Origin of the sequence: Leptolyngbya sp. KIOST-1 (genome assembly GCF_000763385.1) — a bacterium.
Lineage (GTDB): Bacteria > Cyanobacteriota > Cyanobacteriia > Phormidesmidales > Phormidesmidaceae > Nodosilinea.
Map to the genome: position 1 here is coordinate 2,848,047 of NZ_JQFA01000002.1, position 24,236 is coordinate 2,872,282.

The 24,236-nt window shown below is 58.7% G+C and carries 23 protein-coding genes; 8 read left to right on the forward strand and 15 right to left on the reverse strand.

What is annotated here, in order from left to right:
* The first annotated feature begins 170 nt into the window (after nucleotides 1-170).
* Nucleotides 171-1,736, forward strand: a complete 1,566-nt coding sequence (locus NF78_RS12665) for an ABC transporter substrate-binding protein (RefSeq protein WP_052050290.1) — start codon at nucleotides 171-173, stop codon at nucleotides 1,734-1,736.
* Nucleotides 1,737-1,820: 84 nt separating this feature from the next.
* On the opposite strand, the gene NF78_RS12670 is transcribed toward NF78_RS12665, so the two are convergent.
* Together NF78_RS12670 and NF78_RS31130 are read right to left on the reverse strand one after the other, a co-directional pair.
* Nucleotides 1,821-3,776, reverse strand: a complete 1,956-nt coding sequence (locus NF78_RS12670) for a lipase family protein (protein WP_035986853.1) — start codon at nucleotides 3,774-3,776, stop codon at nucleotides 1,821-1,823.
* 212 nt (nucleotides 3,777-3,988) lie between these two features.
* Nucleotides 3,989-4,126 carry a hypothetical protein gene (locus NF78_RS31130; protein ID WP_156119749.1) on the reverse strand — a complete coding sequence of 46 codons (138 nt, stop codon included), beginning with the start codon at nucleotides 4,124-4,126 and terminating at the stop codon, nucleotides 3,989-3,991.
* Between the two features lie 198 nt (nucleotides 4,127-4,324).
* On the opposite strand from NF78_RS31130, the gene NF78_RS12675 reads away from it, so the two are divergent.
* From NF78_RS12675 to rpsU, 3 genes are all read left to right on the forward strand, one after another.
* Nucleotides 4,325-4,528, forward strand: coding sequence for a hypothetical protein (locus NF78_RS12675; protein WP_035986855.1), 204 nt, complete (start codon nucleotides 4,325-4,327; stop codon nucleotides 4,526-4,528).
* Between the two features lie 170 nt (nucleotides 4,529-4,698).
* Entirely contained in the window at nucleotides 4,699-4,989 is a 291-nt protein-coding gene (locus tag NF78_RS12680; RefSeq protein ID WP_035986857.1) for an RNA recognition motif domain-containing protein, read from the forward strand.
* Nucleotides 4,990-5,133: 144 nt separating this feature from the next.
* A complete protein-coding gene (rpsU, locus tag NF78_RS12685) occupies nucleotides 5,134-5,322 on the forward strand; it encodes a 30S ribosomal protein S21 (RefSeq protein WP_017299199.1) in 189 nt (62 codons plus the stop codon).
* Here rpsU and bioF read toward each other — a convergent pair.
* The 4 genes from bioF to NF78_RS12700 form a co-directional block, all read right to left on the reverse strand.
* A complete protein-coding gene (bioF, locus tag NF78_RS12690; protein WP_035986860.1) occupies nucleotides 5,319-6,509 on the reverse strand; it encodes an 8-amino-7-oxononanoate synthase in 1,191 nt (396 codons plus the stop codon). The genes rpsU and bioF overlap by 4 nt on opposite strands.
* Before the next feature lie 3 nt (nucleotides 6,510-6,512).
* Nucleotides 6,513-6,659, reverse strand: a complete 147-nt coding sequence (locus tag NF78_RS31135; protein ID WP_156119750.1) for a hypothetical protein — start codon at nucleotides 6,657-6,659, stop codon at nucleotides 6,513-6,515.
* A 224-nt stretch (nucleotides 6,660-6,883) separates the two neighbouring features.
* A complete protein-coding gene (locus NF78_RS12695; protein ID WP_035986863.1) occupies nucleotides 6,884-7,495 on the reverse strand; it encodes a hypothetical protein in 612 nt (203 codons plus the stop codon).
* Between the two features lie 529 nt (nucleotides 7,496-8,024).
* A complete protein-coding gene (locus NF78_RS12700) occupies nucleotides 8,025-9,089 on the reverse strand; it encodes an NAD(P)-dependent alcohol dehydrogenase (RefSeq protein ID WP_225885287.1) in 1,065 nt (354 codons plus the stop codon).
* 282 nt (nucleotides 9,090-9,371) lie between these two features.
* Here NF78_RS12700 and NF78_RS12705 point away from each other — a divergent pair, with 282 nt between their 5' ends.
* A complete protein-coding gene (locus NF78_RS12705) occupies nucleotides 9,372-10,055 on the forward strand; it encodes a TetR/AcrR family transcriptional regulator (RefSeq protein ID WP_081972601.1) in 684 nt (227 codons plus the stop codon).
* A gap of 167 nt (nucleotides 10,056-10,222) precedes the next feature.
* Here NF78_RS12705 and glgB read toward each other — a convergent pair whose 3' ends face one another.
* Both glgB and NF78_RS12715 read right to left on the reverse strand, forming a co-directional pair.
* Nucleotides 10,223-12,520, reverse strand: a complete 2,298-nt coding sequence (glgB, locus tag NF78_RS12710; protein ID WP_035986866.1) for a 1,4-alpha-glucan branching enzyme — start codon at nucleotides 12,518-12,520, stop codon at nucleotides 10,223-10,225.
* A 118-nt stretch (nucleotides 12,521-12,638) separates the two neighbouring features.
* Entirely contained in the window at nucleotides 12,639-12,947 is a 309-nt protein-coding gene (locus NF78_RS12715; RefSeq protein ID WP_035986870.1) for a hypothetical protein, read from the reverse strand.
* 133 nt (nucleotides 12,948-13,080) lie between these two features.
* Here NF78_RS12715 and NF78_RS12720 point away from each other — a divergent pair, with 133 nt between their 5' ends.
* Nucleotides 13,081-13,809: a PPC domain-containing protein gene (locus NF78_RS12720; protein ID WP_081972602.1), complete on the forward strand. Its 729-nt coding sequence runs from the start codon at nucleotides 13,081-13,083 to the stop codon at nucleotides 13,807-13,809.
* 201 nt (nucleotides 13,810-14,010) lie between these two features.
* Here NF78_RS12720 and NF78_RS12725 read toward each other — a convergent pair whose 3' ends face one another.
* The 7 genes from NF78_RS12725 to recA all read right to left on the reverse strand — a co-directional run bounded on the left by NF78_RS12725 (nucleotide 14,011) and on the right by recA (nucleotide 22,937).
* Nucleotides 14,011-14,775 carry a phycobilisome rod-core linker polypeptide gene (locus NF78_RS12725; RefSeq protein WP_035986874.1) on the reverse strand — a complete coding sequence of 255 codons (765 nt, stop codon included), beginning with the start codon at nucleotides 14,773-14,775 and terminating at the stop codon, nucleotides 14,011-14,013.
* Between the two features lie 187 nt (nucleotides 14,776-14,962).
* Entirely contained in the window at nucleotides 14,963-16,363 is a 1,401-nt protein-coding gene (gene fumC / locus NF78_RS12730; protein ID WP_035986876.1) for a class II fumarate hydratase, read from the reverse strand.
* 428 nt (nucleotides 16,364-16,791) lie between these two features.
* The gene (locus tag NF78_RS12735; RefSeq protein ID WP_156119751.1) at nucleotides 16,792-17,418 is read right to left on the reverse strand and encodes a hypothetical protein; all 627 of its coding nucleotides are present in this window, start codon (nucleotides 17,416-17,418) and stop codon (nucleotides 16,792-16,794) included.
* Nucleotides 17,419-17,689: 271 nt separating this feature from the next.
* Nucleotides 17,690-18,289: a PEP-CTERM sorting domain-containing protein gene (locus tag NF78_RS12740; RefSeq protein ID WP_035986880.1), complete on the reverse strand. Its 600-nt coding sequence runs from the start codon at nucleotides 18,287-18,289 to the stop codon at nucleotides 17,690-17,692.
* A 323-nt stretch (nucleotides 18,290-18,612) separates the two neighbouring features.
* Nucleotides 18,613-19,800, reverse strand: coding sequence for a DNA double-strand break repair nuclease NurA (locus NF78_RS12745; protein WP_035986882.1), 1,188 nt, complete (start codon nucleotides 19,798-19,800; stop codon nucleotides 18,613-18,615).
* A gap of 437 nt (nucleotides 19,801-20,237) precedes the next feature.
* Nucleotides 20,238-21,449, reverse strand: a complete 1,212-nt coding sequence (locus NF78_RS12755) for a ferrochelatase (protein WP_035986887.1) — start codon at nucleotides 21,447-21,449, stop codon at nucleotides 20,238-20,240.
* Nucleotides 21,450-21,869: 420 nt separating this feature from the next.
* Nucleotides 21,870-22,937, reverse strand: a complete 1,068-nt coding sequence (gene recA / locus NF78_RS12760) for a recombinase RecA (protein ID WP_035986889.1) — start codon at nucleotides 22,935-22,937, stop codon at nucleotides 21,870-21,872.
* A 355-nt stretch (nucleotides 22,938-23,292) separates the two neighbouring features.
* Here recA and NF78_RS12765 point away from each other — a divergent pair, with 355 nt between their 5' ends.
* Nucleotides 23,293-23,514 (forward strand): hypothetical protein, encoded by a 222-nt coding sequence (locus NF78_RS12765; protein WP_035986891.1) that lies wholly within the window; start codon nucleotides 23,293-23,295, stop codon nucleotides 23,512-23,514.
* Between the two features lie 62 nt (nucleotides 23,515-23,576).
* Complete coding sequence (locus tag NF78_RS12770) at nucleotides 23,577-24,197, forward strand: trimeric intracellular cation channel family protein (RefSeq protein WP_035986893.1); 621 nt, start codon at nucleotides 23,577-23,579, stop codon at nucleotides 24,195-24,197.
* Nucleotides 24,198-24,236 lie beyond the last annotated feature (39 nt).

A 24,236-nucleotide genomic window follows, 5' to 3' on the forward strand; every position in this document is an offset into this window, starting at 1 on the left:
GTAAAAACAACCCCTGTCGAAACGTTGAGTTGATTCACTCCGCTTCAACCTGTTGCTGCCACAGATCCCAGGGTTCTTCTGCGCGTCCGCCAGAATCCCTGCTTGTTCTAAAAAAGAACCCTGGGACCTTCCCTCCACCCACCCACTCCCTACCCATCCCCCCATTTGCCATGACTGACAGCTTCAACCACGTCACCTGCCCCAAGTGCGGCTACGAAGAAAACGCCATCACCGCCAAAAAGTGCGAGATCTGCGGCCAGGTGCTGAAACAGGGCAAGGGGTCGCTAGCCCCCATCCTTGCCGGGGCGGGAGCGCTGCTTTTCCTAGGCGCGTTGGGCTTTACGGGCTATAACGCCTTCTTCCGCGATCGCACCCCCCAGCCCCCGGCCCAGGGCACCACCCCCAATCCCCCCATGGATGCTACAGCCAATCCCGGCGACAACGCCGCTGTGCCCTCCACCAACGCCCCCAGCCAGCCCGGTAACGTGAGCAATGCTCTGAGCTGGGGCGATCGGGTGCTCTTTACCGACGCTCCCAACGCCGATATGCAGGCCGGGGCCACCGCCTTTGCCGGTGGTGACTACGCCACCGCCGCCGCCCGCTTCGAAGCGGCCCGCCAGGCCGTCCGCAACGACCCCGAGGCGCTGATCTATCTCAACAACGCCCGATTGGGCGCTACCCCTGCCCTGGGTATTGCCGCCGTGGTGCCCATTGGTGACAACCCCAACACCGCCCGGGAGCTGCTGCGGGGCGTGGCCCAGGCCCAGGATGAGGCGATCCAGGCGGGCAACCCGGTCAAGGTGCTGATCGCCGACGATCGCAACGATGCGGGTCAGGCGGCGGCGATCGCCACCGCCCTCGTGCAAGACCCCGCCGTGGTCGGCGTCATTGGCCACGGCACCAGCACCACTACCCTGGCCGCCGCCCCCGTCTACCAGCAGGGGGGGCTGCCGATGATTGCCCCCACCAGCACCACCACCGAGCTGGCCAGCCTGGCCCGCACCGGCAGCAACTTTGTATTTCGGGTGATTCCCAGTGACCAGTTCACCGGCACCACCCTGGCCCGCCATATGCTGGCTCAGGGGCAGAGCCGGCCCATTGTCTTCTACAACTCCCAGAGTTCCTACAGCCGATCGCTGCAGGAGGCCTTCTCCACCACCCTGGGACTGGAGGGGGGGCAGGTGGCCAAACTGGTAGACCTTTCCCAGGGCAACCCCACCGCCGAACTTCAGGGCAGCGGGGCCGATGCCGTAGTGCTGCTGCCCGACTCGGCCACCTTTGACGCCGGGATCGCCGTGGCCCAGCTCAACAATGGCCAGCTGCCGGTGCTGGCGGGCGACGCCTTCTACCGCATTGATGCCCTGCAAAAGGGCGGCGCTAGCCTGACGGGCACCGTGGTCACTGTGCCCTGGCACCCGCTGAAATCGACTCCGCCCTTCGCTCAGACCTCCTCTAGCCTCTGGGGTGGCGACGTTAACTGGCGCACGGCCCTCAGCTACGATGCCTTTCAGGCGCTCAGTTCCGCCCGCACCGCGGGCAATGTGGCCCCCGCCCAGGGGCAGCAGGGCCGTTCGGCTCTGGGGCAGGCCCTGGCAGCTCAGGGGTTTTCGGCCAATGGCTCCACGGGTGCCATTAGCTTTTTGCCCTCGGGCGATCGCAACACCACCGTGCTGCTGGTCAGCGTCCAGCCGGGCAATCGCTCGGGTACCGGCTTCGACTTTGTGCCGCTGCCGTAGGGGGTAGGGGGTGAAGGGGTGGGGGGTGAAGGGGAAAAAGTTTTTTCAAGTCCAGGCCTCCCCTACCCCCTACCCCCTACCCCTTCATCCCTCCGGCACACGCCGCGCCCGCATCCGTCCCTTCATACTTTCCACAAAGTCGCCAGCGTTCAGGCTCTGCTCGATCTCCAGTTTGGCCTCCTCCTGTTCGCGGACCAGCGCCTTTTGCAGATTGGCCACGTAAAACTCCATTTTGTGGTCATCGATGGCGTCGGGGCTGCCGGAGGTGAGGATGGCGCGAAGGACGCCAAACAGCCGGTCGGGAAAGCGCTGGAACAGGAAGGACTGCCGCCGCAGGGTGCCAAAGTCGTTGAAGTAGCGAAACTGGCCCATGTGGCCGTAGACCCGGGTGGGCACCCAGGGGACGATCTGCGGCGGAATCAGCGGCACGATGTCGTTGTTGTTGACGTAGCGGAAGATGCGTTCGCCCATGCGGCCATTCATGTAGCTGACCAGTCGCCAGTCGGCCACGCGGGGCTGCCCAAAGGTGTACAGTCCACTGACGGCATAGCCCCTGGTTTCCAGGGCCACTGTGGCCACTGCGGCCAGGGCCCCGCCCAGGCTGTGGCCGGTTACCCACAGCTGCATGGTTGCCGTTCCGGCCTCGACGGTTGCCTGGGTGGGCGCGTTCCACTCCTTAACCCAGTACATCACCTGCTTCTCGACACTCTGCCAGGCCTCCAAAAAGCCCCGGTGCAGCCGCCCCACCGGGCGCACCGACTCCTGATCAGCCCCTACTGTAAACGCCTTCAGGCGAATTTTCAGGTTGGTCTTCCAGTCGTCAAACTGCTGAGTGCCCCGAAACGACAGCACAATGTTGTTGTCCTTGCGAAATAGAAATGCCTGGGTGTTGGTCTTGCGGATGTCCAGGTAGACATAGTTGTTGCGCAGGTCGCCCAGAGTGGTCCGCTGGCCCTCCTGCTGCCAGGCTTTAAGGGTCTCTACGGCATACTTCTGGATGGGTGTGGTGGGCAACTGCCAGGCGGGCACCCGCTTGCTCAACCACAGGCGGGCAATGTCGGCAATGTAGTCGCGGTCCTCGTAGACCAGGTGGGCCGCCTTGGCCAGCCACAGGGCGCGGTAGGTGTCGTAGCGGTTGGTTTCCCGGTACTGGGCCGACCGGGGCGCGCTGAAGTCGTCGGCAGCGTAGGGGGGCGGCAGCACCTTGAAGCCATAGCGCTCGAACAGGGCTTTCACCCGCCCATAGCCCGACCAGTGGATGTAGTGGGAGAGCTGGTCGTAGAAGCCGGAGCCCCCGGTACGGCGGTAGCGGCGATCGCCAATCAGCCGAATCCAGTGGATGACGAAAGGTTTGATTTCCTCGGCCATCACCAGGCCCGACTCGATCATGATTTCAAAGTACTCCAGCCCCCCCAGAAAACTGTCGAACCAGTCCCGCAGGGTCAACTCAATGACAAACTCTTCTTTTTCGTAGCGCTGCACCAGGGCCAGGGCGGCAGGCTTGACCCGCTGCTCCTGGGCCATGCGCTTGATCTCGTTGAGCCCCCGGCGCATCCGTACCATCTCGTCGTGGGGGCGCAGGGCCCGCTGCAGGCGTTCGTCGTGGGCCTCAAAAGTCAGCAGACGGCCATCCTCGGGGTGGGAAATATAAAAGGTGCGGTACTCCTCATAGTCGAGGATGTCGAGCACGTTCCTGACCGCTGGTCGCTCGCGGAAGGCCTTCACCTCCTGGCGAGCCAGCTCGACCCGCTGCCACCGCCGCTGCTGCTGGTAGATGTGCAGCCAGGTCAGGGCAATAAATGCTCCCCCCGCCAAACTCAGGCTGGCCAGCAGCAGCGCTGGGGTCAGGCCTGCCACCAGTCTGACTGGCGCTCGCAGCAGCCGCCTGGGCAACCCCTGGGCGACGGCCGCGCTAGACCAGCCCGGTTCCTGCATTAGAGCCGAAGTCAGGGCGGCCTCAGCCTGGGGGGCCCGAAAGCCGCCCCCCAGGACCAAATACAGTGAAGCTCCCAAAACCAGACGAAAACGACGATTGGCCATAGTCTCTAGCGGTAAACTTCCATTTCTTGCCCTGATGCTACCGGAAAAACCTTCGTGGGGCTTATCCAGTGGCGTTGCGGCCCCAGAGGCTGACATCAATCAGCCTTTGAAGAACCTAAAATCAACGGCTACAGCCCCTAGCCTGTTGCTGTTGGGGAGGGGCGCGGCAGGGCTTGAAATACAAGGCCTTTGGCCTGAGTGAACGACACACCCTAGACTGAGGCTGTCCTCCAGGAGCAAAGGGGATCGAGCAGACTGGGATTGACCCAGTACAGACCGGCCAGAACCAGCAGCAGCAGCAGTGTACCGGCCAGTAGCCACAGGGGCCAGCGGGAAGGGGGTGGGGTCATGGGGTAGAAGTGCGAGGTGAAACGATTGAGCAAAAATAAACGGCGAACGACCCATCCTGCAACGACTCTACCCCGATCTACAGCTCTTTCTGCGGCAAAATTTCCTCCCTAAGGACCGGACTGAGGTTGTTACAATTTTTAAGGGCTTTTCTAATCCAGGAGTAGCCTGACGCTGAATTACGGGGTTAAACAAAAACAATGGCGGTTAACTGCGCAGTAGATTGCAAAGACGGCTGTGTTCTGGGAGATGACTGTCCCAACCTGAAGTACACCGTCGAGGCATCCAAATTTATTGCCGATACCTCCCTCGACAAGATGCTCGAAATGGCGGACGAAGCGGTGCGGCGCAAAATGATCGAGCGAGCGTCTCAACCGCCGAAATGGGTGCTGCCAGAGGATTAGGCGACATTGCTCGGGTAGTGCTGCCATCGCCCAGCCATAGCCAAAAGGTGGGCCTGTGCTATCGTGTGACAAGCAAGTTGTTAGTAGCATTACCGGCTTGGCGTCGTCCTTAGTTGAGTACATCTCCTATAACTTTCTGCTTTTTTCTCTCTCTACTTGGAGATGTGTCCATGTCGATTTACGTAGGCAACCTGGCCTTTAGCGCCACCCAAGACCAACTCACCGAGGTCTTTGCCGAATACGGTGCCGTTAGCCGGGTGAGCATGCCCACCGATCGCGAAACCGGTCGTCCTCGCGGCTTTGCCTTTGTAGAAATGGAAAGCGAAGCCGACGAAGACGCCGCTATCGAAGCCCTTGACGGGGCCGAGTGGATGGGTCGTGACCTCAAGGTCAACAAGGCGCGCCCCCGTGAATCGCGCGGTGGCGGTGGTGGCGGTGGCGGTTGGAACAACCGTCGCTAGAGTCTCTGACTCGCTCAGGGGTTTTGCGGCTACCCACCGAAGCATCTAGTTTCTGTAAGCTGGGTATCGCAAACGCGATATCCAGCGTTTTAGGCTGGCGCGGCATGCTTAGCCAGCGTTAGCGACGTTTCTTAGGAGTAATTAATGGCCCAGGTTGTATTGGGAGAAGACGAAAACATCGAGTCGGCGCTACGGCGCTTCAAGCGCAAGGTGGCCAGGGCCGGAATTTTTTCGGACATGCGCAAGAATCGCCACTTTGAAACCCCCATCGAAAAGCGCAAGCGCAAAACCATCGCCCGTCAAAAGCAGCGCCGCTGGGGTTCAAAGCGTTAGGTACGACACCAGCTTTGTAGACCATTGATAAGACAGGTCAGGTGATCGCGGCTGTGGGTGGCCATCAGGGTGATGCGCAGGCGGCTGGTAGGAACGGTGGGTGGACGGACGGCTGCAACCCACACGCCTGCGTCCTGGAGGTGCCTGCTGGCGGCGATCGCGGCAGCGGCGGACGACGTTTCTAAGCAGATAATGGGCGATTCTGAGGCGAGAAGGCGCAGCGGAGTCGTTGTGTTGCCATTCTTCAGAACCTGAGACAGGCTCTGGCGCAGGGTGCTGACGTTGTGCCAGAGGGCCGTGCGGCGCTGGGGTTCCGCTTCGATCAGGCGAACGGCCGCCAGGGCTGCTGCCGTGTCGGCAGGAGAAAGCCCCGTGGTGTAGATCCAGCTGGGGGCGCGGTTGCGCAAAAAGTCGATCAGAGATCCGGACCCGGCAACATAGCCCCCCAGGCTACCCAGGGCTTTACTCAGGGTGCCGACGGTGACCAGGGGCCGCCCGGCACAGCCGAGATGCTCGATCGCCCCTGAACCTCGGGAGCCAAATACCCCTGTCCCGTGGGCCTCATCCACCAGCACCATGGCGTCGTAGGTGGCGGCCAGGTCAAGAATCTCGGGTAGAGGGCACAGGTCACCATCCATGCTAAACACGCTATCGGTAGTAATCAGGCAGCGACGGTAGCGATCGCGGTGGTTGGCCAGCAAAGTTTCCAGGTCAGCCCCATCGCCGTGGCGATAGTCCAGGGTCGTAGCCCCGCTCACCTTGCCCCCCGCTTTCAGGCTGGAGTGGTTGTACGCATCGCCCAAAATTAGGTCTGGGGTGCCGACCAGGGCCGCGATCGCCCCCAGATTGGCCAGGTAGCCCGAGCTGAAGACGATCGCATCCTCAGTGCCCTTCAGCCTGGCGATCGCGGTTTCCAGCTCCTGGTGCAGTTCGCGGTGGCCACTGAGCAAGCGCGAGCCCGAGCTGCCGGTGCCGTAGGTGCCGATGGCGGCGATCGCGGCCTCGGCCAGCCTGGGGTCGCTGGCCAAACCCAGGTAGTCGTTGCTGGCAAAGTTCACCAGGGTCTGCCCCCGCCGCTGCACAGTTGGCCCAGCCATGCCGTCGATGATCTGCACCGAGCGGTAGCGGTGGGCGCGGTGCAGTGCCGCCAGAGACTTGTCTAGCCAGCCGTAGGGGTCTGCGGCCATGGCCTAGCCCGCAGCGGGCTGAATGCCCTGGCGAAACGGCGTTACTCCAGGGGCGTTGTTCCCCCCCCGCCGCATCCACTGAAACTGTTCCCCAATGCGATCGCTCTGGAGAATCCGCTGGTCCTGGATGGGCTGGATGGTCTGAACCATGGTCCTGTCTCTACTCGCTCAACCATTATGGCGTCACCTGCCGCGCCAGCGCCGCCATGCGCTGGTAACGACGCCGCTGCCAGGGTTTAGGTTTGTCATCCATCGTGGCCAGAAGCTTAGTGTATCAAGCCTTACCACGCCCGACCCAAACGACAGGCAAGGGGCTGTAACCCCTGGGGTTTGAGCGTTTAGCGGCTAGATGTTTCAAGTGGCCCGCTCCTCTTCTAGCTGTTGGCGTCGCCATCGGAATTGCAGGTGTCGTCGCCATCAACGGGGATCTCGCTCTCGCCATCGCAGAAATCGGGGGGGCTGGGCTCTACCTCGCTGGGATGGCGATACCCCGCTCGCAGACTCCCCAAGCCCCAATCGCTGTCTAAAAACGCGGATTCTCCGGTGCTCTTACGCTCATCGTTCGGACTCAGAACCTCTGTCCTGGTGGCAGTATGTCCACAGTGATGGCAGGTGCGGTGGATGATGGCCTCCCCTGGGCGGCTGGCGGTGGGTTTGGTGGTGGTGGTTTGTTGGGCGATCGCCAGGGTCTTATAGTGGCAGCGGGGGCACCGGATAGCCAAACGGTTGGGGGCCGCAAAGCGAAAAACTTTGCGACGGGTACATTGGGGACAAATGGCCACGCTATAGAGAACCGATTCTAGATCCACTTCTACCTGCTGGGCCGGATTCAGGTAGGGCTTAGCCTCCTTGAAGCTAAACACATCGGTCAGCACACCACAGATCTCACATTTGGGACGTTGCTGCTTCAGCCAGCGCTTCACCCCCACAAACGTCCCACCTAAGACCGCCAGGAACAGGAAGAACGGCATCAGCAAGCGAGCCATAAACCAGAGCAATTGCCCTAAAAGCCGTGGGTCTTTCAGCTCTCGAAGAATAGACCAGAGCAATTGCCCCCACAGCCTTGGGTCGTACAGCGATATCGGAGTTTCCTCCTCATCGCCGATGTCCGATCTAGCGGAGACCTGGGCTAAGCCCAGCGGCTGCGATTTGGCGTCCCGTAGCTCATCCCATCCGTCGGTTCTGCCCTCCCTCCATTGGCCTACCGCTGGTGGCGAGTTGTAACCAGCCCTACCCATCTGTTGAGTTCGCCCCTCCTGTCTTTGGGCTGGGAGGAACAGAATTGCAGCGAGACTGACCAGAGCCAGAAGTAAGACAGTCGGGGGCTGAGGGGCTAGGGAGCGACGGGGCATCGATCCTCCTAGGGCTACTGGAGCGATATCGGCTTTTGATCGGGCTTGGAGCAACGGCTGGCCAGGTGTTCCCCAGCAGTGAGCTGGCTACGGGACCAAGTCTGCCACAACGATAACCTACCTACTGCAGGGGCGAGATCTAGCGAGGCTTCCGCAGGACAAATTATTCTGCGGGCAATATTCGAATCACTGCTTTTCCAGTCACCTGCCCAGATTCCAGATGGCGAATCGCCTCAGGCACCCCGTTCAGGTCGTAGCGCTGGCCAATGTGGGGGGCAATCTTTCCCGCCACCAGCCAGTCCCGCAGGGTCAGCAGGTCGGCCTGGTTGGGCTGGGTGGCGAGGCATCGTACCCGGCGTTGGCCGTTGGCTGGGCCTTGCCCATTGCGCCGCCTCCCGAGCAATGGCCCCAGCACCATGCCCTGCAGAAATTGGGCACCGCCGCCGCCCACCAGTACGTAGGTGCCCCCCGGCGCCAGCGCCGGTAGGTAATTCCAGAGGGACCGGTAGGCGGCGGTGTCGAGGATCAGGTCGTAGCGTTGGTCGGTCTGGGTGAAATCGGTATGGGTATAGTCCAGGATGTGGTCGGGGTGGAGCGATCGCACCATCGCCAGCTTCTTTGCACTGCACACCGCCGTCACCGCCGCGCCAAACCCCTTAGCTATCTGCACCGCCAGCGACCCCACCCCGCCGCCAGCACCGTTGACCAGCACCCGCTGGCCCGGCTGAATCTGCCCCATGTCCCGCAGTCCCTGGAGCGCCGCCAGCCCCGACCCCGCCACCGCCGCCGCCATCTCAAAGGAAACGGTCTCCGGCTTGGGTACCAGGGCCAACTCCGGCACACAGACATACTCCGCAAAGGCCCCAAAGCCGCACTCCGACAGGTCGCCAAACACCGCATCCCCCGGCTGAAACTGGGTCACTGCTGCGCCGATCGCCTCCACAGTGCCCGCCACATCTGCCCCGAGAGTTCTAATCCTGGGCTTCAACACGCCGCCAAACAGGGGGCGAATGAACAGCGGCTTACCGCGCATCAGATGCCAGTCCCCGGCACCGACGGCGGCGGCATGCACCCGCAACAGCACCTCCCCAGCCCCAGGAACGGGCTTGGGCACCGTTTGCAAGCTCAGTACCTCTGGCCCACCGTACTCCTGCTGAGCGATCGCCCTCATCTGGCTACGGCGGCAAGGCTCATCATTCTGGACCGTGGGTGTATTTGAGGCAGTCATGGCCCTACTCCAAACGCAACAATTCGGGAAAAAACGCCGCGCATCGAGCGACTTACACCGTAAGTTTAGCTTACAGTGTAAGTGAAAAAGATTAAGAAAATCAGGCTAGGGGCTGTCGTCAATTAGCCGCTAAACGCATAGGAATCAAGGGTTGCAGCCCCTAGCCTGTCGTTTGGGTCGGGCATGGCAAAGCTTGATATACCGGACTTTTAGCCACCATTGATGACACGCCCAAAGGCTGAGTTTCTAGTCCAAGTAAATTCGTCAGCCCGATGAAGATCCATGTCTGAGATAAATAGCCCTGCCCCCGACAGGCCCCTCAGCCGAGAGCGGATTTTAGCTGAGGCCATGGTTCTCGCCGATCGGGGCGGCCTGGAAGCCCTCTCAATGCGCAAGCTAGCCGAGGCCCTAGGGGTCAAGGCCATGTCACTCTACAATCACATCGCTAACAAAGATGACCTGATCGACAGCTTGATCGATCGGGTGGTGAGCGAAATTGAGTTACCCCGGCTTGATAGCGACTGGCAAACGGCCATGCGGAGGCGAGCCATCTCGGCCTACGCAGTGCTGCTGCGGCATCCCTGGGCGGCCCTGGTGCTGATGTCGCGCCTTAATGTTGGTCCTGCTATGCTGCGCTATGTTGACGCCACGTTGGGTTGCCTAGTTGAGGCGGGTTTTTCCTCCGAAATGGCTGATCACGGCTGGAATGCGATCGATAGCCACATCTACGGATTTACCCTTCAGGCGCTAAATTTTCCCCTCAACCCCGCAGACTACCCGGTGGTGGCCAAGAGTTTTGTAGACCATATCCCCGCCGACCAGTACCCCTACCTCAACCAACTCACTTACCAAGTGATTGAGGGCCGCTACGATGGTCTCCACAGCTTCGAGTTCGGCCTAGATCTCATTCTCGACGGCCTCGAAAACCTAAGGGTACAAAACTGTGACGATGGCCATTGCGCTTAGCACACTGAGGCAGGCGATGAAAGCCTGATGCCGCCTCCAGACCGATCGCAAGGGCATTGCTGAGTTGAGGCATGAATGTGGGCAGGGGCAAACGGCCGTTTGCCCCTATGCCGAAGCGTTAAACCCTTGATTTCTATCGGTGTTTCGCCTGCTACCGCGACTTGTCGCTACTGAGCCGTCAGCATCTGCTGGGATGCTTTGCGATCGCACTTCAGCACGATCACCCCCAGGGGTGGCAGGGTCAAATCGAGCGAGTAGGGCCGGTTGTGGAAGGCCCAGTCATCGGACCACTTGCCCCCCAGGTTGCCCATGTTGCTGCCGCCAAAGTCGCGGGCATCACTATTGAACAGTTCCTTGTAGTAGCCCTGCTCAGGGACGCCCACCCGGTAGTGACTGTGGGGCTGAGGGGTAAAGTTGCACACCACCACCACAAAGTCGTCGCTATCCTTATCGCGGCGAATAAACGACACCACGCTGTGGCGGTTGTCGCTACAGTCAATCCACTCAAAGCCAGCCTGGTCAAAGTCCTGGGAAAACAGGGCTGGCTCACTGCGGTAAAACTCGTTGAGCTTACCCATGAAGTGTTTCAGGCTGGCATGGGGCTGGTGTTGCAGCAGGTGCCACTCCAGGTCGCCCCACACGTTCCACTCGCTCCACTGGCCAAACTCCATGCTCATGAACAGAGTCTTTTTGCCTGGGTGCATGAACATGTAGGTGTACAGGCAGCGGAGGTTGGCAAACTTCTGCCACTCATCCCCCGGCATTTTGCCCAGCATGTTGCTCTTGCCATGCACCACCTCATCGTGGGACAGCGCCAGCATAAAGTTTTCGGTGAAGGCGTACCAGATGCTAAAGGTAACGTTGTTCTGGTGAAACTGCCGGAACCACGGATCCATGTGGAAGTAGTCCAGCATGTCGTGCATCCAGCCCATGTTCCACTTCAGGTTGAACCCCAGGCCGCCTACATAGGTGGGCCAGGAGACCATGGGCCAGGCAGTAGACTCTTCTGCGATCGACAGGACCCCTGGGAAGTAGCTAAACAGCACATGGTTGACCTGGCGCAAAAAGTCGGCAGCCTCAATATGCTCGTGGCCACCGTACTCGTTAGCCACCCACTCGCCGTCCTTACGGAAGTAGTTGAGGTAGAGCATAGAGGCTACCGCATCCACCCGAATGCCGTCGATGTGGTATTTTTCGAACCAAAACACCGCGTTGGCCACCAGGAAGTTACGCACCTCGTTGCGGCCGTAGTTGAACACCAGGGTGCCCCACTCCTTGTGCTCGCCCTTGCGGGGGTCGGCATGCTCGTACAGGTGGGTGCCATCAAAGAAGGCCAGCCCGTGGCCGTCCTTGGGAAAGTGGCCCGGCACCCAGTCCACAATCACGCCAATGTCGTTCTGGTGGCACTGGTCGACGAAGTACATGAAGTCTTCGGGGGTGCCGTAGCGGGAGGTAACGGCATAGTAGCCGGTGACCTGGTAGCCCCAGGAGCCATCGAAGGGATGCTCGGCCACGGGCAAAAGCTCAATGTGGGTAAAGCCCAGCTCTTTGATGTAAGGAATCAGGCGATCGGCCAGTTCACGGTAGGTGAGGAACCGGGCACCGGGCTTGAGTTCAGCAACGGTAACGATCGGTTCTTTGGTACCGTCGGGGCGCAGGGCTGGGTTGGCTGACGACTCATGCAGCCAGGAACCCAAATGCAGTTCATAGATGGACACCGGCTGGGTGAGGGGTTCAGTCTGCCGCCGCTTTTCCATCCACGCCTGGTCTTGCCAGCCGTAGCTGTCCAGGTCGGTGACGATGGAGGCGGTTTTGGGTCGAATTTCCTGCTGAAATCCGTAGGGGTCAGACTTTTCGTAGATGTGACCGTCGTAGTTTTTAATTTCGTACTTGTAGTGGGCACCGACCTCCAGCCCGGGAATAAACAGGTCCCAAATGCCGTTGGAGAGGCGGCGCATTTGGTGTTTGCGGCCATCCCAGTAGTTGAAATCCCCCAGCACCGACACGTTACGCGCATTGGGTGCCCATACGGCAAAGTACACCCCCGTAATGCCTTCGATTTCGGTGTAGTGGGCCCCCAGCTTTTCGTAGATGCGGTGGTGGTTGCCTTCGCCAAACAGATGAATGTCAAAGTCGGTAATGGCGCGAGTTTTAAAGGCGTAGGGATCGTAGATGACGTGGACGTGGTCACCGCTGGTGTACTTGAGCTGGTAATTGGCCAGGTCCTGAACCTCCAACACACACTCAAAGAAGTGGGGGTTGTGGTTTGGCTCCATCGCCACTTCTTTGTGCTCCTCTGGCAGCACCACCCAGGCCTGGTCAGCCTGGGGTAGGTAAGCTCTTACAGCCCAGACGGTTTGTCCATCCTGTTGCTGCACCATATGAGGCCCCAGAATTTCAAAGGGGTCGTGGTGCTGGTTCCAGACAATCCGGTCAATCTGCTCAGCGTCAACAGTTGCAGGCATGTTGCTAAAGGTCCACAGGGGATATAAACGGTCTATGTGAATTTGCTATCTGCGGAATAGAGTAACAAAACTTAGCTATTTCCACAGGGAAATCTTTGGCAATTTTGGGAAATTGCAGCTAGGGCAGAAAGGGAATCACAGGTCTGAGTATGCGCCGAAACTGCAGCAGTTGGATCAGCTGAGCCAACTCGGGGTTGACAACAACATCGACATTGGGGTCACGCAGGCGCTCTTGCAGAACCGTGTAGTCGGCGGGGGAGAGCGCCCGGCCGTCGATGGGCGATCGCGCTTCGGTGATCACCTCCGTCCGCAAAACTTCCTCCGGGATGTCATCTGGGGGAGGAATCGCCAGGGCTGGGCTACCCAAAGCCGCGATCCCCAGTCCAGTCATCCCCAGTCCGGTCAACAGAAGAGGCGTGGGAGGCATAGGTTGAGTGCAGTCAGTTAGTTTCAGTATTACAATAGCCTGCTCCGCTACCCTTGGGCTCTATCGTAGGCCGGGTCCGCCTGTGCTAGGCTGCATGGCAGATTTGTGCGTTGGTTTATCCTGAAGAGGTTATATGGCTCGTTTGAGGCTGTTTTCTGTAGGCAGAGCTTTTTCGACGGGGGTCGTAGCGCCGTTAGCCCTGGCAGGGCTATTGCTGGGCTCGCCGCCCTCCTCTGCACAAACAGAGACCCTCCTGGAGGAGAGTGGCACCATTTACCCAGCCCAGTCGACCTACACCTTTGAGGGCAGTGCTGGACAGGCAATTACCATTACCCTGGAAAGCGAAGATTTTGACCCAGTCCTGTCGCTGCTAGGGCCCGACGAAACCGAAATTGCGGCTAACGACGATTTTGGCGGCACGCTAAATTCCAAAATCATTATCCAGCTACCCCAGGACGGCTCCTACACCGTGGTGGCCAGGTCATTTTCCGGCCAGGGGGGCGACTACGATCTGGTGGTGCGCCCCTCAACCGAATTTGAAATTACCTACGCTGAAGCTGAGGCGCTGGCGGCTGCCGCCGACTTCTCCGGCGCGATCGCGGCCTTCACCCGGGCGATTGAGATTGACGCCGAGCAGTCCTCGGCCTACCTGGGTCGGGCCCAGGCCGTTCTGGGCCAGGTCTACCTGGAGCAGGGCGATACCATTGAGGGGCCCGAGGACATTCCGGCTGAGGCGCGGGAGGCAGTAATTGCCGACTTTGAGCAGGCCGCCAACCTGTTTGAGGCCAGCGGGTCTACGGACTGGGCTGACTCCCTGCGGGGGCAGGTCGAAGTGCTGCGGAGCACGGATAGTTCCAATTGATCTCCAAAAAACTGGCAACCTTTCCGGACGGAGGCTCGTCTGAGTGGAAAAGGTGAATGGTAGATGCACCCTGATAAGTCCCACTGGCGATCGCCAGGGGATTTTTTTTGCCTATTCGTAGACAGCCACTACAAAAAGGGATGCAGACTGCGGTCTACATCCCCTGTGGTGTTTTAGAAAATGAGCGAATGGTCTACTGACCTAGTCCACCGACACTTTGCGGTAGGGGACAGTGGCGGCGATGTTGATCTCGCCAGTGGAGACCCGAGCGGGCGCGGCACCAGTAGCCCCAATGCTGCGGGCCATATTCAAGAACATTTGGGGATTGCCCGCGGTCGCCTTCTTCTCCTGAGGCACAAACCGCTTGACCTGAGACTGCCAAACGATCTGGGGGAAGCCCAGAATATTGCGGTGGTAGGCGTCGTAGCGGGGGTTCTTGATGTGGATAGGCCGCTCACCCTCGGGGCGCCCTGGAAGCACCCGTCGCTTCTGGTAGGGCACGGTGTTGTAGCCAAAGCTGGTGAGGTACTCTTCACTGTCGAGCAGTTCATCAACCAGGCCCTGGATGCCCTTATTGGCCACTACGATAGACCAGGCAATTTTTTCGCGATCGCTGTACACATCGCGGCCCAGAATTTTTTGGACGCAGTGCTCAACGAACTTGTAGTTGCTGTTCTTTTCGTAGAAGCTGCTGTAGAAAGTGGGCGACAGCGCCAGGCCGCGGATAAAGTCGCGCACAGTGATTTGACCATTGCGCAACTGCGACTCCAGGAAGGGCTGGCGATCGCACTTGAAGGCGTGGAAGAACATCTGCCGATAGGCCGCCTCGATCAGCGCATCCATCTCGGTGGTGTCGTACAGATCATCGGTAGAGAAAATCCTGGGCTGCTCGTCGCCACCGATCTCGTAGCTAGCAACGCGCTGGTTTTGACTGGATGGGGAATAGTTTAATAACGGAAGAGACACGTTTGAATCTCCAGAATCTTAGGAAAATTTACAAACTTTAAGGATGATCATACGGGAAGGGCTGCCTCGAACCTGAGAGAGAGCGGCAAATCAACATAGTCCTTAACATTCGCGTCAGGGATCCCGAAAGAACCGTCAGTTCTGGGTTAGAAGGTCCGCACGGTCGTACTATCCGGCACGCTTTCAGTCAAGGCCGAGTCATGCGGCGTGGGTCGATCAGGGTATCAAACTCCGCTTCAGAGACGTAGCCCAGGGCCAGGGCCGCCTGTTTGAGGGTGAGGTCGTGCTCGAAGGCGTGGTGGGCAATGCGCGAAGCCCTGTCATAGCCGATCGCTGGGCTGAGGGCGGTGACCAACATCAGCGACTGCTGCACGTACTGGTCAATTTTTTTGCGGTTGGGGGTCATGCCCACCACCAAAAACTCGGTGAAGTTGTGGCAACTGTCGGCCATCAGCCTCGCCGACTGCAGCAGGTTAAAGATCATCATCGGCTTGTAAACATTCATGTCGAGGTAGCCGCTGGCTCCGGCAAAGGCCACCGCCGCGTCATAGCCCATCACCTGCACCGCTACCATGGCCAGGGCCTCGCACTGGGTGGGGTTGACTTTCCCCGGCATAATGGACGACCCCGGCTCGTTTTCGGGCAAATGTAGCTCGGCAAACCCTGCCCTTGGCCCACAGCTCAGCAGGCGAATGTCGTTAGCAATTTTGTACAGCGACACCGCCAGGGTTTTGAGCATGCCGCTGGCCATTACCACGGCATCGTGGGCTCCCATGACGGTGAACTTGTTGGGGGCACTGACGAAGGGCAGGTCAGTGAGGCGGGCAATGTACTCGGCGGCAGCCTCGGCAAAGCCCGGCCCGGCGTTGAGGCCGGTGCCCAGAGCGGTTCCTCCCAGGGCGAGTTGGAGCAGGCCTGGCAGCACCTGCTCCAGACGGGTGAGGTTGTCGTCCAGCATGCCCACATAGCCAGAGAACTCCTGCCCCAGGGTAAGGGGAACGGCGTCTTGCAGATGGGTGCGGCCAATTTTGACGATGTCGGCCCAGGCCCGGGCTTTTTCATCGAGCGCATCTCTGAGTTCGGTCACGGCGGGGCGCAGCCGTTGGGTCAGGGCCTGGGCGGCGGCAATGTGCATGGCCGTGGGAAACACGTCGTTGGAGGACTGGGACATATTGACGTGGTCGTTGGGGTGAATGGGGGTTTTGCTACCCATCACCCCCCCGGCCAACTCGATGGCGCGGTTGGCGATCACCTCGTTGACATTCATGTTGCACTGGGTGCCGCTACCCGTCATCCACACGTGCAGCGGAAAGTGATCGTCGAGTCGCCCGGCGATAATCTCATCGGCGGCCTCCACAATCAGTCGGGCTTTGTCTGGGACCAGTTTGCCCAGGTCGGCGTTGGCCAGGGCCGAGGCTTTTTTGGCGATCGCGATGGCATACACCACCTCCAGGGGCATTTTGTCCTGACCGATGGAAAAGTAGTGGATCGATCGCTGGGTCTGCGCTCCCCAGTAGCGATCGCTGGAGACGGCGATCGCCCCTATGCTGTCGGTTTCCTGTCGCGTGGGCTGGGGAGATGTGGCCATGGTGCTGTTCCCTAGAGCGTATGCTCCGATTCAACCACAAGCTAGCGGTTCAGCGCCAAGCACCTAGTACTGGCTAGCAGAATATAGAGCAATCCTTGCTGGGGGGGCAGGTGCTAGGTGTCAGGTATCAGGAACAGTTCGTCGACTTCTGCCGCAGCCTCCCAGTGGGTCGTTGGTATGGGTATCGCCATGCTTGAAATGGCCACCCAACTTAGCCACCTTGGCTTTGACAATTCAGTAATGAAGATCAGTAGTGGTCATATTCAAGACAAACAACCCACCAGTTGAACAAAAAACCCTTGAACTAGAGACAATTGCTGTCTCCAGTTCAAGGGTTATGTTGAAATAGTTGGATGGGTAGTTACACAGGGTAAGGCACTAGCCCTGCTTTATTTGTGTTGGGCCTACGGCACTTATGCCTCCCAGCATCATGATGCCTTAGAGATTGGCACGGGCACAGTGACTTTGGGCTTTTCCGAAGTAAGACGGCTCTTGCCTACAAAGATAGAGGCGTGGGACAAATCCCTGTGATCAAATGTGGCCCAGGTGCCGCTGTTGATGGGTACCTTGCCGTCAAAGTAGTAGGCAGTGTACATATCGCCGGTTTTCAGACTGATTACAAACGGCGTTGCAATCGTTTTAGCCAGACTCCAGGTGCCAGTACCCTTACCCTTTTGAATCCAGCGAAAGCCCAGATCATTAGGTCCGGCAGAGGTTTTGCCACCTTCATATTTGCTATCAAAAACCCAGCACCCTAAGGTGTCGTTAAGGAAGGCCGTCAGGGGAGAGCTAATGCCGTCGCTGGTGACATCGTTACCAGCAGTCGGCTGTAGACAGCTGGTGTAGCTCAGGGCAGGCCCTCCGGACAGACGGGTGCTGGTGATAGAGCCGCTACCACTAATTGAAGGAGTCGCTGACTGGCTTTTGGAGCTTAACTTAGCCCAAGTGTTAGAAACCATTGAGCTAAAAAGACCAGTTAGCACCTGCGCTGAGCCTAAATCACTATATGCTTTCATGCAGTCTAAATCTCGGTTAAATCCTTCTTGAGTAGGCATTGTAGGCATTCACAAAAGATGTCGGAGAGCGTTTCGGGCAGATGGCTTCCCTGGGTCAAATATGGGTTTTCACGTGTACTTTTCTACTCAAACACTTTGCGTAAGTAATTGTGTAGGTCAAATCGCTGAGTTTAAGTCTTATTTACCGAGACTTTATGTATATAGCGCTGGTTCGACAGCTAAGGAGATGAGTTTTAATAGGGGCAGGGCATTCGCCCTACCCCATTTCTGCAGACCGTTTTAGCTTTGTGGGTAGCTGAACAGCAGAACGCTAGCCCTGCTTTTTGCGCATCAGACCCACCGCACTCAGGCCTACAAGGGCGATAGCAGCCGTAGAGGCGGGTTCGGGCACGGTGGTCTTAGGTGGTTCAGACACCACCCTGGGCTTGCCAATGAAGATGGAGGCGTGGGACAGGTCTTTGCCGTTGAAGGTGGCCCAGGTACCACTTTGGGTAGCGGAACTGCCATCAATGTAGTAAGCGGCGTAGCCGTTGCCTGATTTAAGGCTGATCACAAAGGGAGCGTTAATAGCCTGGGTTAAGCTCCAGGTTCCCTCTCCTTCCTTGCTCTGCTGCCAGCTAAAACCGTTACTGCCCACGGCTCCGCCGTTGTCAGACTTACCTCCAAAGAGCCAGTCACCGGCTCCCAGGGTGCTATCCAGAAAGGCGCTGAGGCTAGTAGCAACGGTATTGCTAACATCGTTGCCGGAGCTGGTCATGCAATTGCTGTAGCTGAGAGATGAGCCCCCCGCCAGGGGATTGCTGGTCACAGAGCCGCTGGCGCAGGTTAGGGGAGCGGCTGGCTGGCTGGGCTGACTACCGCCGCCTTTGTTGGCTTTGTTATTTGACTTAGCTAAGGCTTCGGGAGCCATTGAGCCTAAAAGCCCCGTTAGCACTAGCGCTGAGCTTAAAATTGCAAATGTTTTCATGTAGGGCAAATCCTTCGTGAGTAGGCACTGTTGGCAGTAGCCACAGACGAAAGGGGGCGTTTGCGTCTGATGGTTTCTCCGAGACAGATATTGGATTATGGGTGTACTTTTCTACTTAAACACCCTACGTAAATCGTTGTGTAGGTCAAATTACGTAGCTCTGGGACAATTTACGGAGACTTCACAAGTCTCTTCATCCGTGGTGTGGGGGTGCCCAGAGGGCACGGCGTACTCGCAAAGCTTCTGCGTCTGTCTGCCGCTGGGCGTTAGCGACGGCGCTGTTTGCTGATCATTTTGCGGGAGAGGCGCAGATTGATGGCCTCGCGGTCGGCCCAATCTTGCAGTACCCGCAGAAACAGGTGTTTATCCTGTCCCTGAAGCACAGCGGTCTGGTCGGCGGTTTCGATGCTGTAGGGGTAGCCGCCGCCAATAATGACTTCGCCCCGCACCCAGTTGAGGTATTGGGTAATGTGGCCGCTCTCCCACATCCAGCGGGGCATTTCGAGCCGTACCGGATAGCCGTCGCGGGTGGTTTTGAGGTAAGTGAAGGCAATCTGGTCGCCGTAAATGCCGTACTGATCGAGAATGCCGCCGCGATCGCACTGGAATACGGCGGTGCGATCGCCCCACTCCATCAGTCGGGCCAGCAGTTGAGCATCGTGAATGCCCTCGGTGGCCTCCAGACCGTAGGCATGGTGCAGCATACCGGTCAAATCGTGGGCGTAGGAGGTATCCACATAGCCCACCAGGGGCACGCGGCGGCGATCGCTGGCCTCCAGCAGCGATAGAATAGACTGCACGTAGGCGGTCTGACTCTCCTGGTCGAAGGCTTCGGCAAAGGTGACCACCAGCGCCCCATCAAAAAAAACCAGGGTGCGATCGGGATCCTCACAGGCGTTGATATACTCGACCAGGCGCGCCACCTCCATTTGAAAGCGGCGAATATTGACCCGGCGCTCTACGGGCTGAGCCGGGTTGGGCCCCAGTTCCGCAGGCGTCATCAGGTCAACCCGCACGTCTTTTTGATAGGATCGCGTGGCGCTGTGGGGGTTCTCAAACCAGCCAATTTGCAGCAGCGCAATGGGGATGGAAATATCTTTGCCGGGGGAAATCTGAGAACCATCAACGGCAAAGGTTGTGATATTTTCCAGGACAGTCTGCACCCACTGGGCACTTTGCTCACGGTTCGTCCAGCGATCGCCCACCGGACCCGATTCTGCAAAGAAGAAGGGCAGGATACCTTTGCTACCCCTCAATTCTTCTAGCGGTCGAGCACCCACTGGCCCACTGTGGCGCTCTAGTTGAGACCCCTGCTGCCCTAAAGGCAGCGCCGCAAACTCAATCCAGGCGTGGTTGTAGGCATGCAGCAGCTCAAACTTAGCCCGACTAAAGGCGCTAAAGGCATCGCGCTTCTGGTCAAGCAGAGCTTTGATCTGGCTAGAACTCACTGGCATAACCCATCCATTGCTTAGAACGCCTGTATTAATGGCTGATTCTAGCGGGTTTGACTGAGCTTGTCACGCCATAGTCAGTATTATCTCTGCCCTTGTCATGCCACGGAAACTTGTCATGCCATAGGGTTCAGTAGCATTCCCATAGTGGAGTGCCACGACTTTGGCAACCTGGAGAGAGTGCAAGGACACACAACATGGTTCTCCAGCTTTACCTGCTAGCCTCGCTGATGGTTTTTCTGTTGGCCCTGGGCCCGTTTTTACGCGATCCCTCCAGTCCAAAACATCGCTTCGGCAGCTGGATCTTCTTGGGCTTGGCCGTGCTTCTGAGCCCCATTACCCTGCCTAATATGCTGAGGAAGCGGATCAGCAGGCCACGCTCATCCGCTTCTATGGTCGCCTCATACTCCAGAAACTAGCTGAATGGGGTTCAACACGCCCTAGTGGTGGTGATGGCCGTGATCGTGGCTGTGGCCGTGATCGTGACTGTGACCATGCAGGTGATGATCGTGAGTATGGCCGTGGTGGCTGTGGACTGCTGCCGCTTGAGATGACGCTAGCGACGGGTTGATGGCTAGGGCATCTTCCTCTAACAGATCGGCGATATGCCTATCGGCCCAGGTGGCGGCCATAGACAGAAAGGCGGGGTCGTCGTTGACGCAGGGCATTTGCACGTAGGTGACGTGGGGATGCTTGCGGCGGAGCCCTTCGATGATGTGCTCGACATCGAGCAGGGTTTCGTGGTTTTCGGTGGCAAAGCCAATCGGCATGAACACCAGGGCTGTAGCGCCCAGGTCGATCAGGTTGCGGGCGGCCAGGTCGGCGTTGGGTTGGGTCCACTTGATCAGCGGCGTGTCGTGGTTGAGCCAACCGACGGAGATCAGCGGATATTTATAGATCAGCTTATCCCGCACTTTGTCGTAGAGCTTCTGACTTTCGTCAATGCCGGAGGTGAAGCCTTTAGCCTCGTGGGGACAGCCGTGGTTCATCAGCACGATGCCGGTTTGGGAGGGCAGGTGGGCGACGGCCAGGTAGTTTTTGATCTTGTCTTCGACCATTGAGGCCAGATAGTCGATGTAGTCGGGCGCATCAAAAAACGAGGGGATGTAGCGAATGCCCTGCACCCAGTGCTCGGTGCCGTCGGACAGTTTCGCCAAGGCCTGGTTGACCTGCTCAATCGCAATGCCGCTGGTGAAAATGGAGTCGACCACCAGCAGGGGATAGATCAGTAGTTTGTCATAGCCCTCCTGCTTGACCTGCTCAAGCACCTGTTCGGGCAGAAAGGGCTTGCAGAAGCTGAAAGCTTTGAACACCTTGACGCGATCGCCCCAGCGCTCTTTCAGGTTGGCTTCTATGCCGGCTCGCTGGGCTTCAAAAATGGCATTGTGGGGGGAGATAAAGTTGCCATGCTGGTGGCTCCACTCATGCAGATCAAACGCAGCCAGCAGCTTAGCCAGCGGAGGGTAAACCCAGGTGGGCACGGGAGCAAACTTGGCCGTAAGCAAATTGAGAGCCTGCTCGTTGTAGTTGGCGAAGTCTGCGTAGCTTTCGACTTCGCCGTAGCCCATCAGCAGCACCGCTACCCGGCTATCGCTAGAGGAGGAGTGGGAGTGAGATGCAGACGCTTGAACAACGTCGGGAGTTGCAACCATAGTGACTGTTCTGGAGAGATGTGTTACGTCCAACCTAACATCCCCCGCAGGGGGATAACATTAACAAAACCAGCAAGTTGGCCAGAAACTCGTCAGTTTGCTTAGTTAGGCAGCCCATATTGGCATAGTACTGAACCCGGGGAGGGGGATACTATCTACCACGGGACAGATCTCCCACTGAGAGTTTTAGGGAGACAACTAACCGGATCATTCACAAAGCCATCCATCAGCGGCTGGTAGTTCCGCGAATGCGTGAATCCCCATTGGGCACCTATGCGAGAGGGCGTTCCCGCATTTGCAGGAACGCCCTCTGTTCGGCAAGCAACAAACTGGCAGACGTGGAAATCCTGGCTTTTGCCGGGGTGTCAGGGTCCAGATTCCAGGGCTCAGGAATGATGGGCTGACCTACGACATTGAGAGCTAAATCTCATCGTCGAGCAGGTTGTCGGCATCCTCATCGGGTTCTTCGACGATCACGGGCGCGCCATTGATGGAGAGCTTTTCGCGCACCTGGGCCTCGACTTTGGCCGCAAAGGCGGCATCGTCGATCAGGCGCTGCACGGTGTTGTCGCGGCCCTGGCCGATGTTGTCACCGTCGTAGCTGTACCAGGCTCCCTTGCGGGTAATCACTCCGGTCTGCTCAGCCAGATCGACCAGACAGCCCATGGTGGAAATGCCCTGGCCAAAGAGAATGTCAAACTCGGCAATGCGGAAGGGCGGGGCCACTTTATTTTTGGCCACTTTGACCTTGGCTCGAATGCCGTACTCTTCGGTACCCTTTTTGAGGGTCTGAATACGGCGAATATCGAGCCGCACGGAGGCGTAGAACTTGAGCGCATTCCCGCCCGTAGTGACCTCCGGGTTGCCGTAGGAAATGCCGATCTTCTGTCGTAGCTGGTTGAGGAAAATAACCGTACAGTTGGATTTGCCAATGCTGCCGGTGATCTTTCGCAGCGCCTGGCTCATTAAACGGGCCTGCAAACCCACGTGGGCATCGCCCATTTCGCCCTCGATTTCGGCGCGGGGCACCAGGGCCGCCACTGAGTCAACGACCACCACATCGACCGCCGCCGATCGCACCAGCTGATCGACTACCTCCAGGCCCATTTCGCCCGTGTCGGGCTGCGACACCAGCAGTTCGTCGATATTGACCCCCAGAGCTTTGGCGTAGACCGGGTCGAGGGCGTGCTCAGCATCGACGAATGCGGCAACACCACCGGCCTTCTGCACCTCGGAGAGGGCGTGCAGGGCCACGGTGGTTTTACCGGAGCTTTCTGGGCCATAAATTTCGATAATGCGTCCCTTGGGCAGGCCGCCCCCCAGGGCTAGATCCAGCGTCAGCGCTCCGGTGGGAATGGTTTCAACCGTCATACGGCTGGCTTCGCCCAGGCGCATAATCGAGCCTTTACCAAAGTTGCGCTCAATCTGGTTGAGCACCATGGAGAGCGCCCTTTGCTTCTCGGTGACCTCGTTCTGTTTGGATGGCATGGCTGTCTGGGAAAGAGTACTGTGCGGTCGGTGGGTTAGGACAATTAGCTGGATCGGTTGTGAAGGAAGGGGGAACCTGGGTGGGGCAACAGCCCAACAGTCACCTTAGTAAACCCCACTTCAGCTCAGAAGTGTAGTCGGCTTGAGCAAAAGCGTCCACCCAGTGGCTGAGTGTGGAGATGGAGATGCCCTGTCGTTGCCTTCGCTCGACTAGTATAGTACACTTGAACCAAATTGAATAGTCCTGAGGTGATAGGAGATCCAATCGTTACAGGTTTATTCGCCTTGATGGTGGGGAGCGATTAGCAGTCCCGGCAAGACGTTACGGTAATTACAGGCTGAAGGGGCCAGTGCCATGGATACAGGTCGTGTAGTTTATGTTTCGGTATTTCCGGGCTGGGTGGCTGGGGTGACCTACCACCGGGGGGAGGGGTACCGCTGCTGGGTGATCAATCCCGAGATGACGGTGCTGAGCGACGGCGAGATGCACGCCAGCAGCGATGAGGCGATCGCGGCGGGGCGGCTGTTTATTCACCACTCCACCGGGGCCGAGCCCGATCGCGGCGGTAAGGGCTAGGGAGTGGGGGATAATCGGCGGGTATCTGGATTAGCCCGGACTGCTCTGCCGGAGTTTGGCCCATGGAATACGTGTTAGCCCAGGTGGGTGTGGCGGTGTTTGCCATTTCTGGGGTGTTATCCGCCACCCGCCAGCGCCTCGATATTTTCAGCATTGTGGTGGTGGGGCTGCTGACGGCGATCGGCGGGGGCACCCTGCGGGACGTGATTCTGGATGTGCCGGTGTTTTGGCTGGAGGACCTGACCGCGTTTTGGGTGGCGATCGCGGCCTCGGCCATGACCTTCGTTGGGATCCGCTTTATTCTCAAGCTGCCGCTGCGGCTGTTGTCCTACCTCGACGCCATGGGGGTGGCCCTGTTTGCGGTGCAGGCGATCGACAAGACCCTGGCTATTGGCCACCCCGCTGCCGTGGCGGTGGTTATGGGCTTGATCACCAGCATTGCCGGGGGTATCATTCGCGATGTGGTGACCCATCGCCCCACGCTGCTGCTGTCGCGAGAGCTGTACGCCACACCGATTGTGTTGGGCGGCATTCTCTACGTGGTGCTGCTGCCAGCTATGGCGTCGCCGCTATGTCGGCTGCTGGCGATGGCGATAATTTTTGGCGTCCGGGCGATCGCGATTCGCTGGCAGTTGTTTTTGCCCCTGCGGCTTACGCTCAAAATCGACTTTCATGACGATTGAGGTTAGGGGCGCGAGGGGCTGGCATCAATTAGCTGCTAA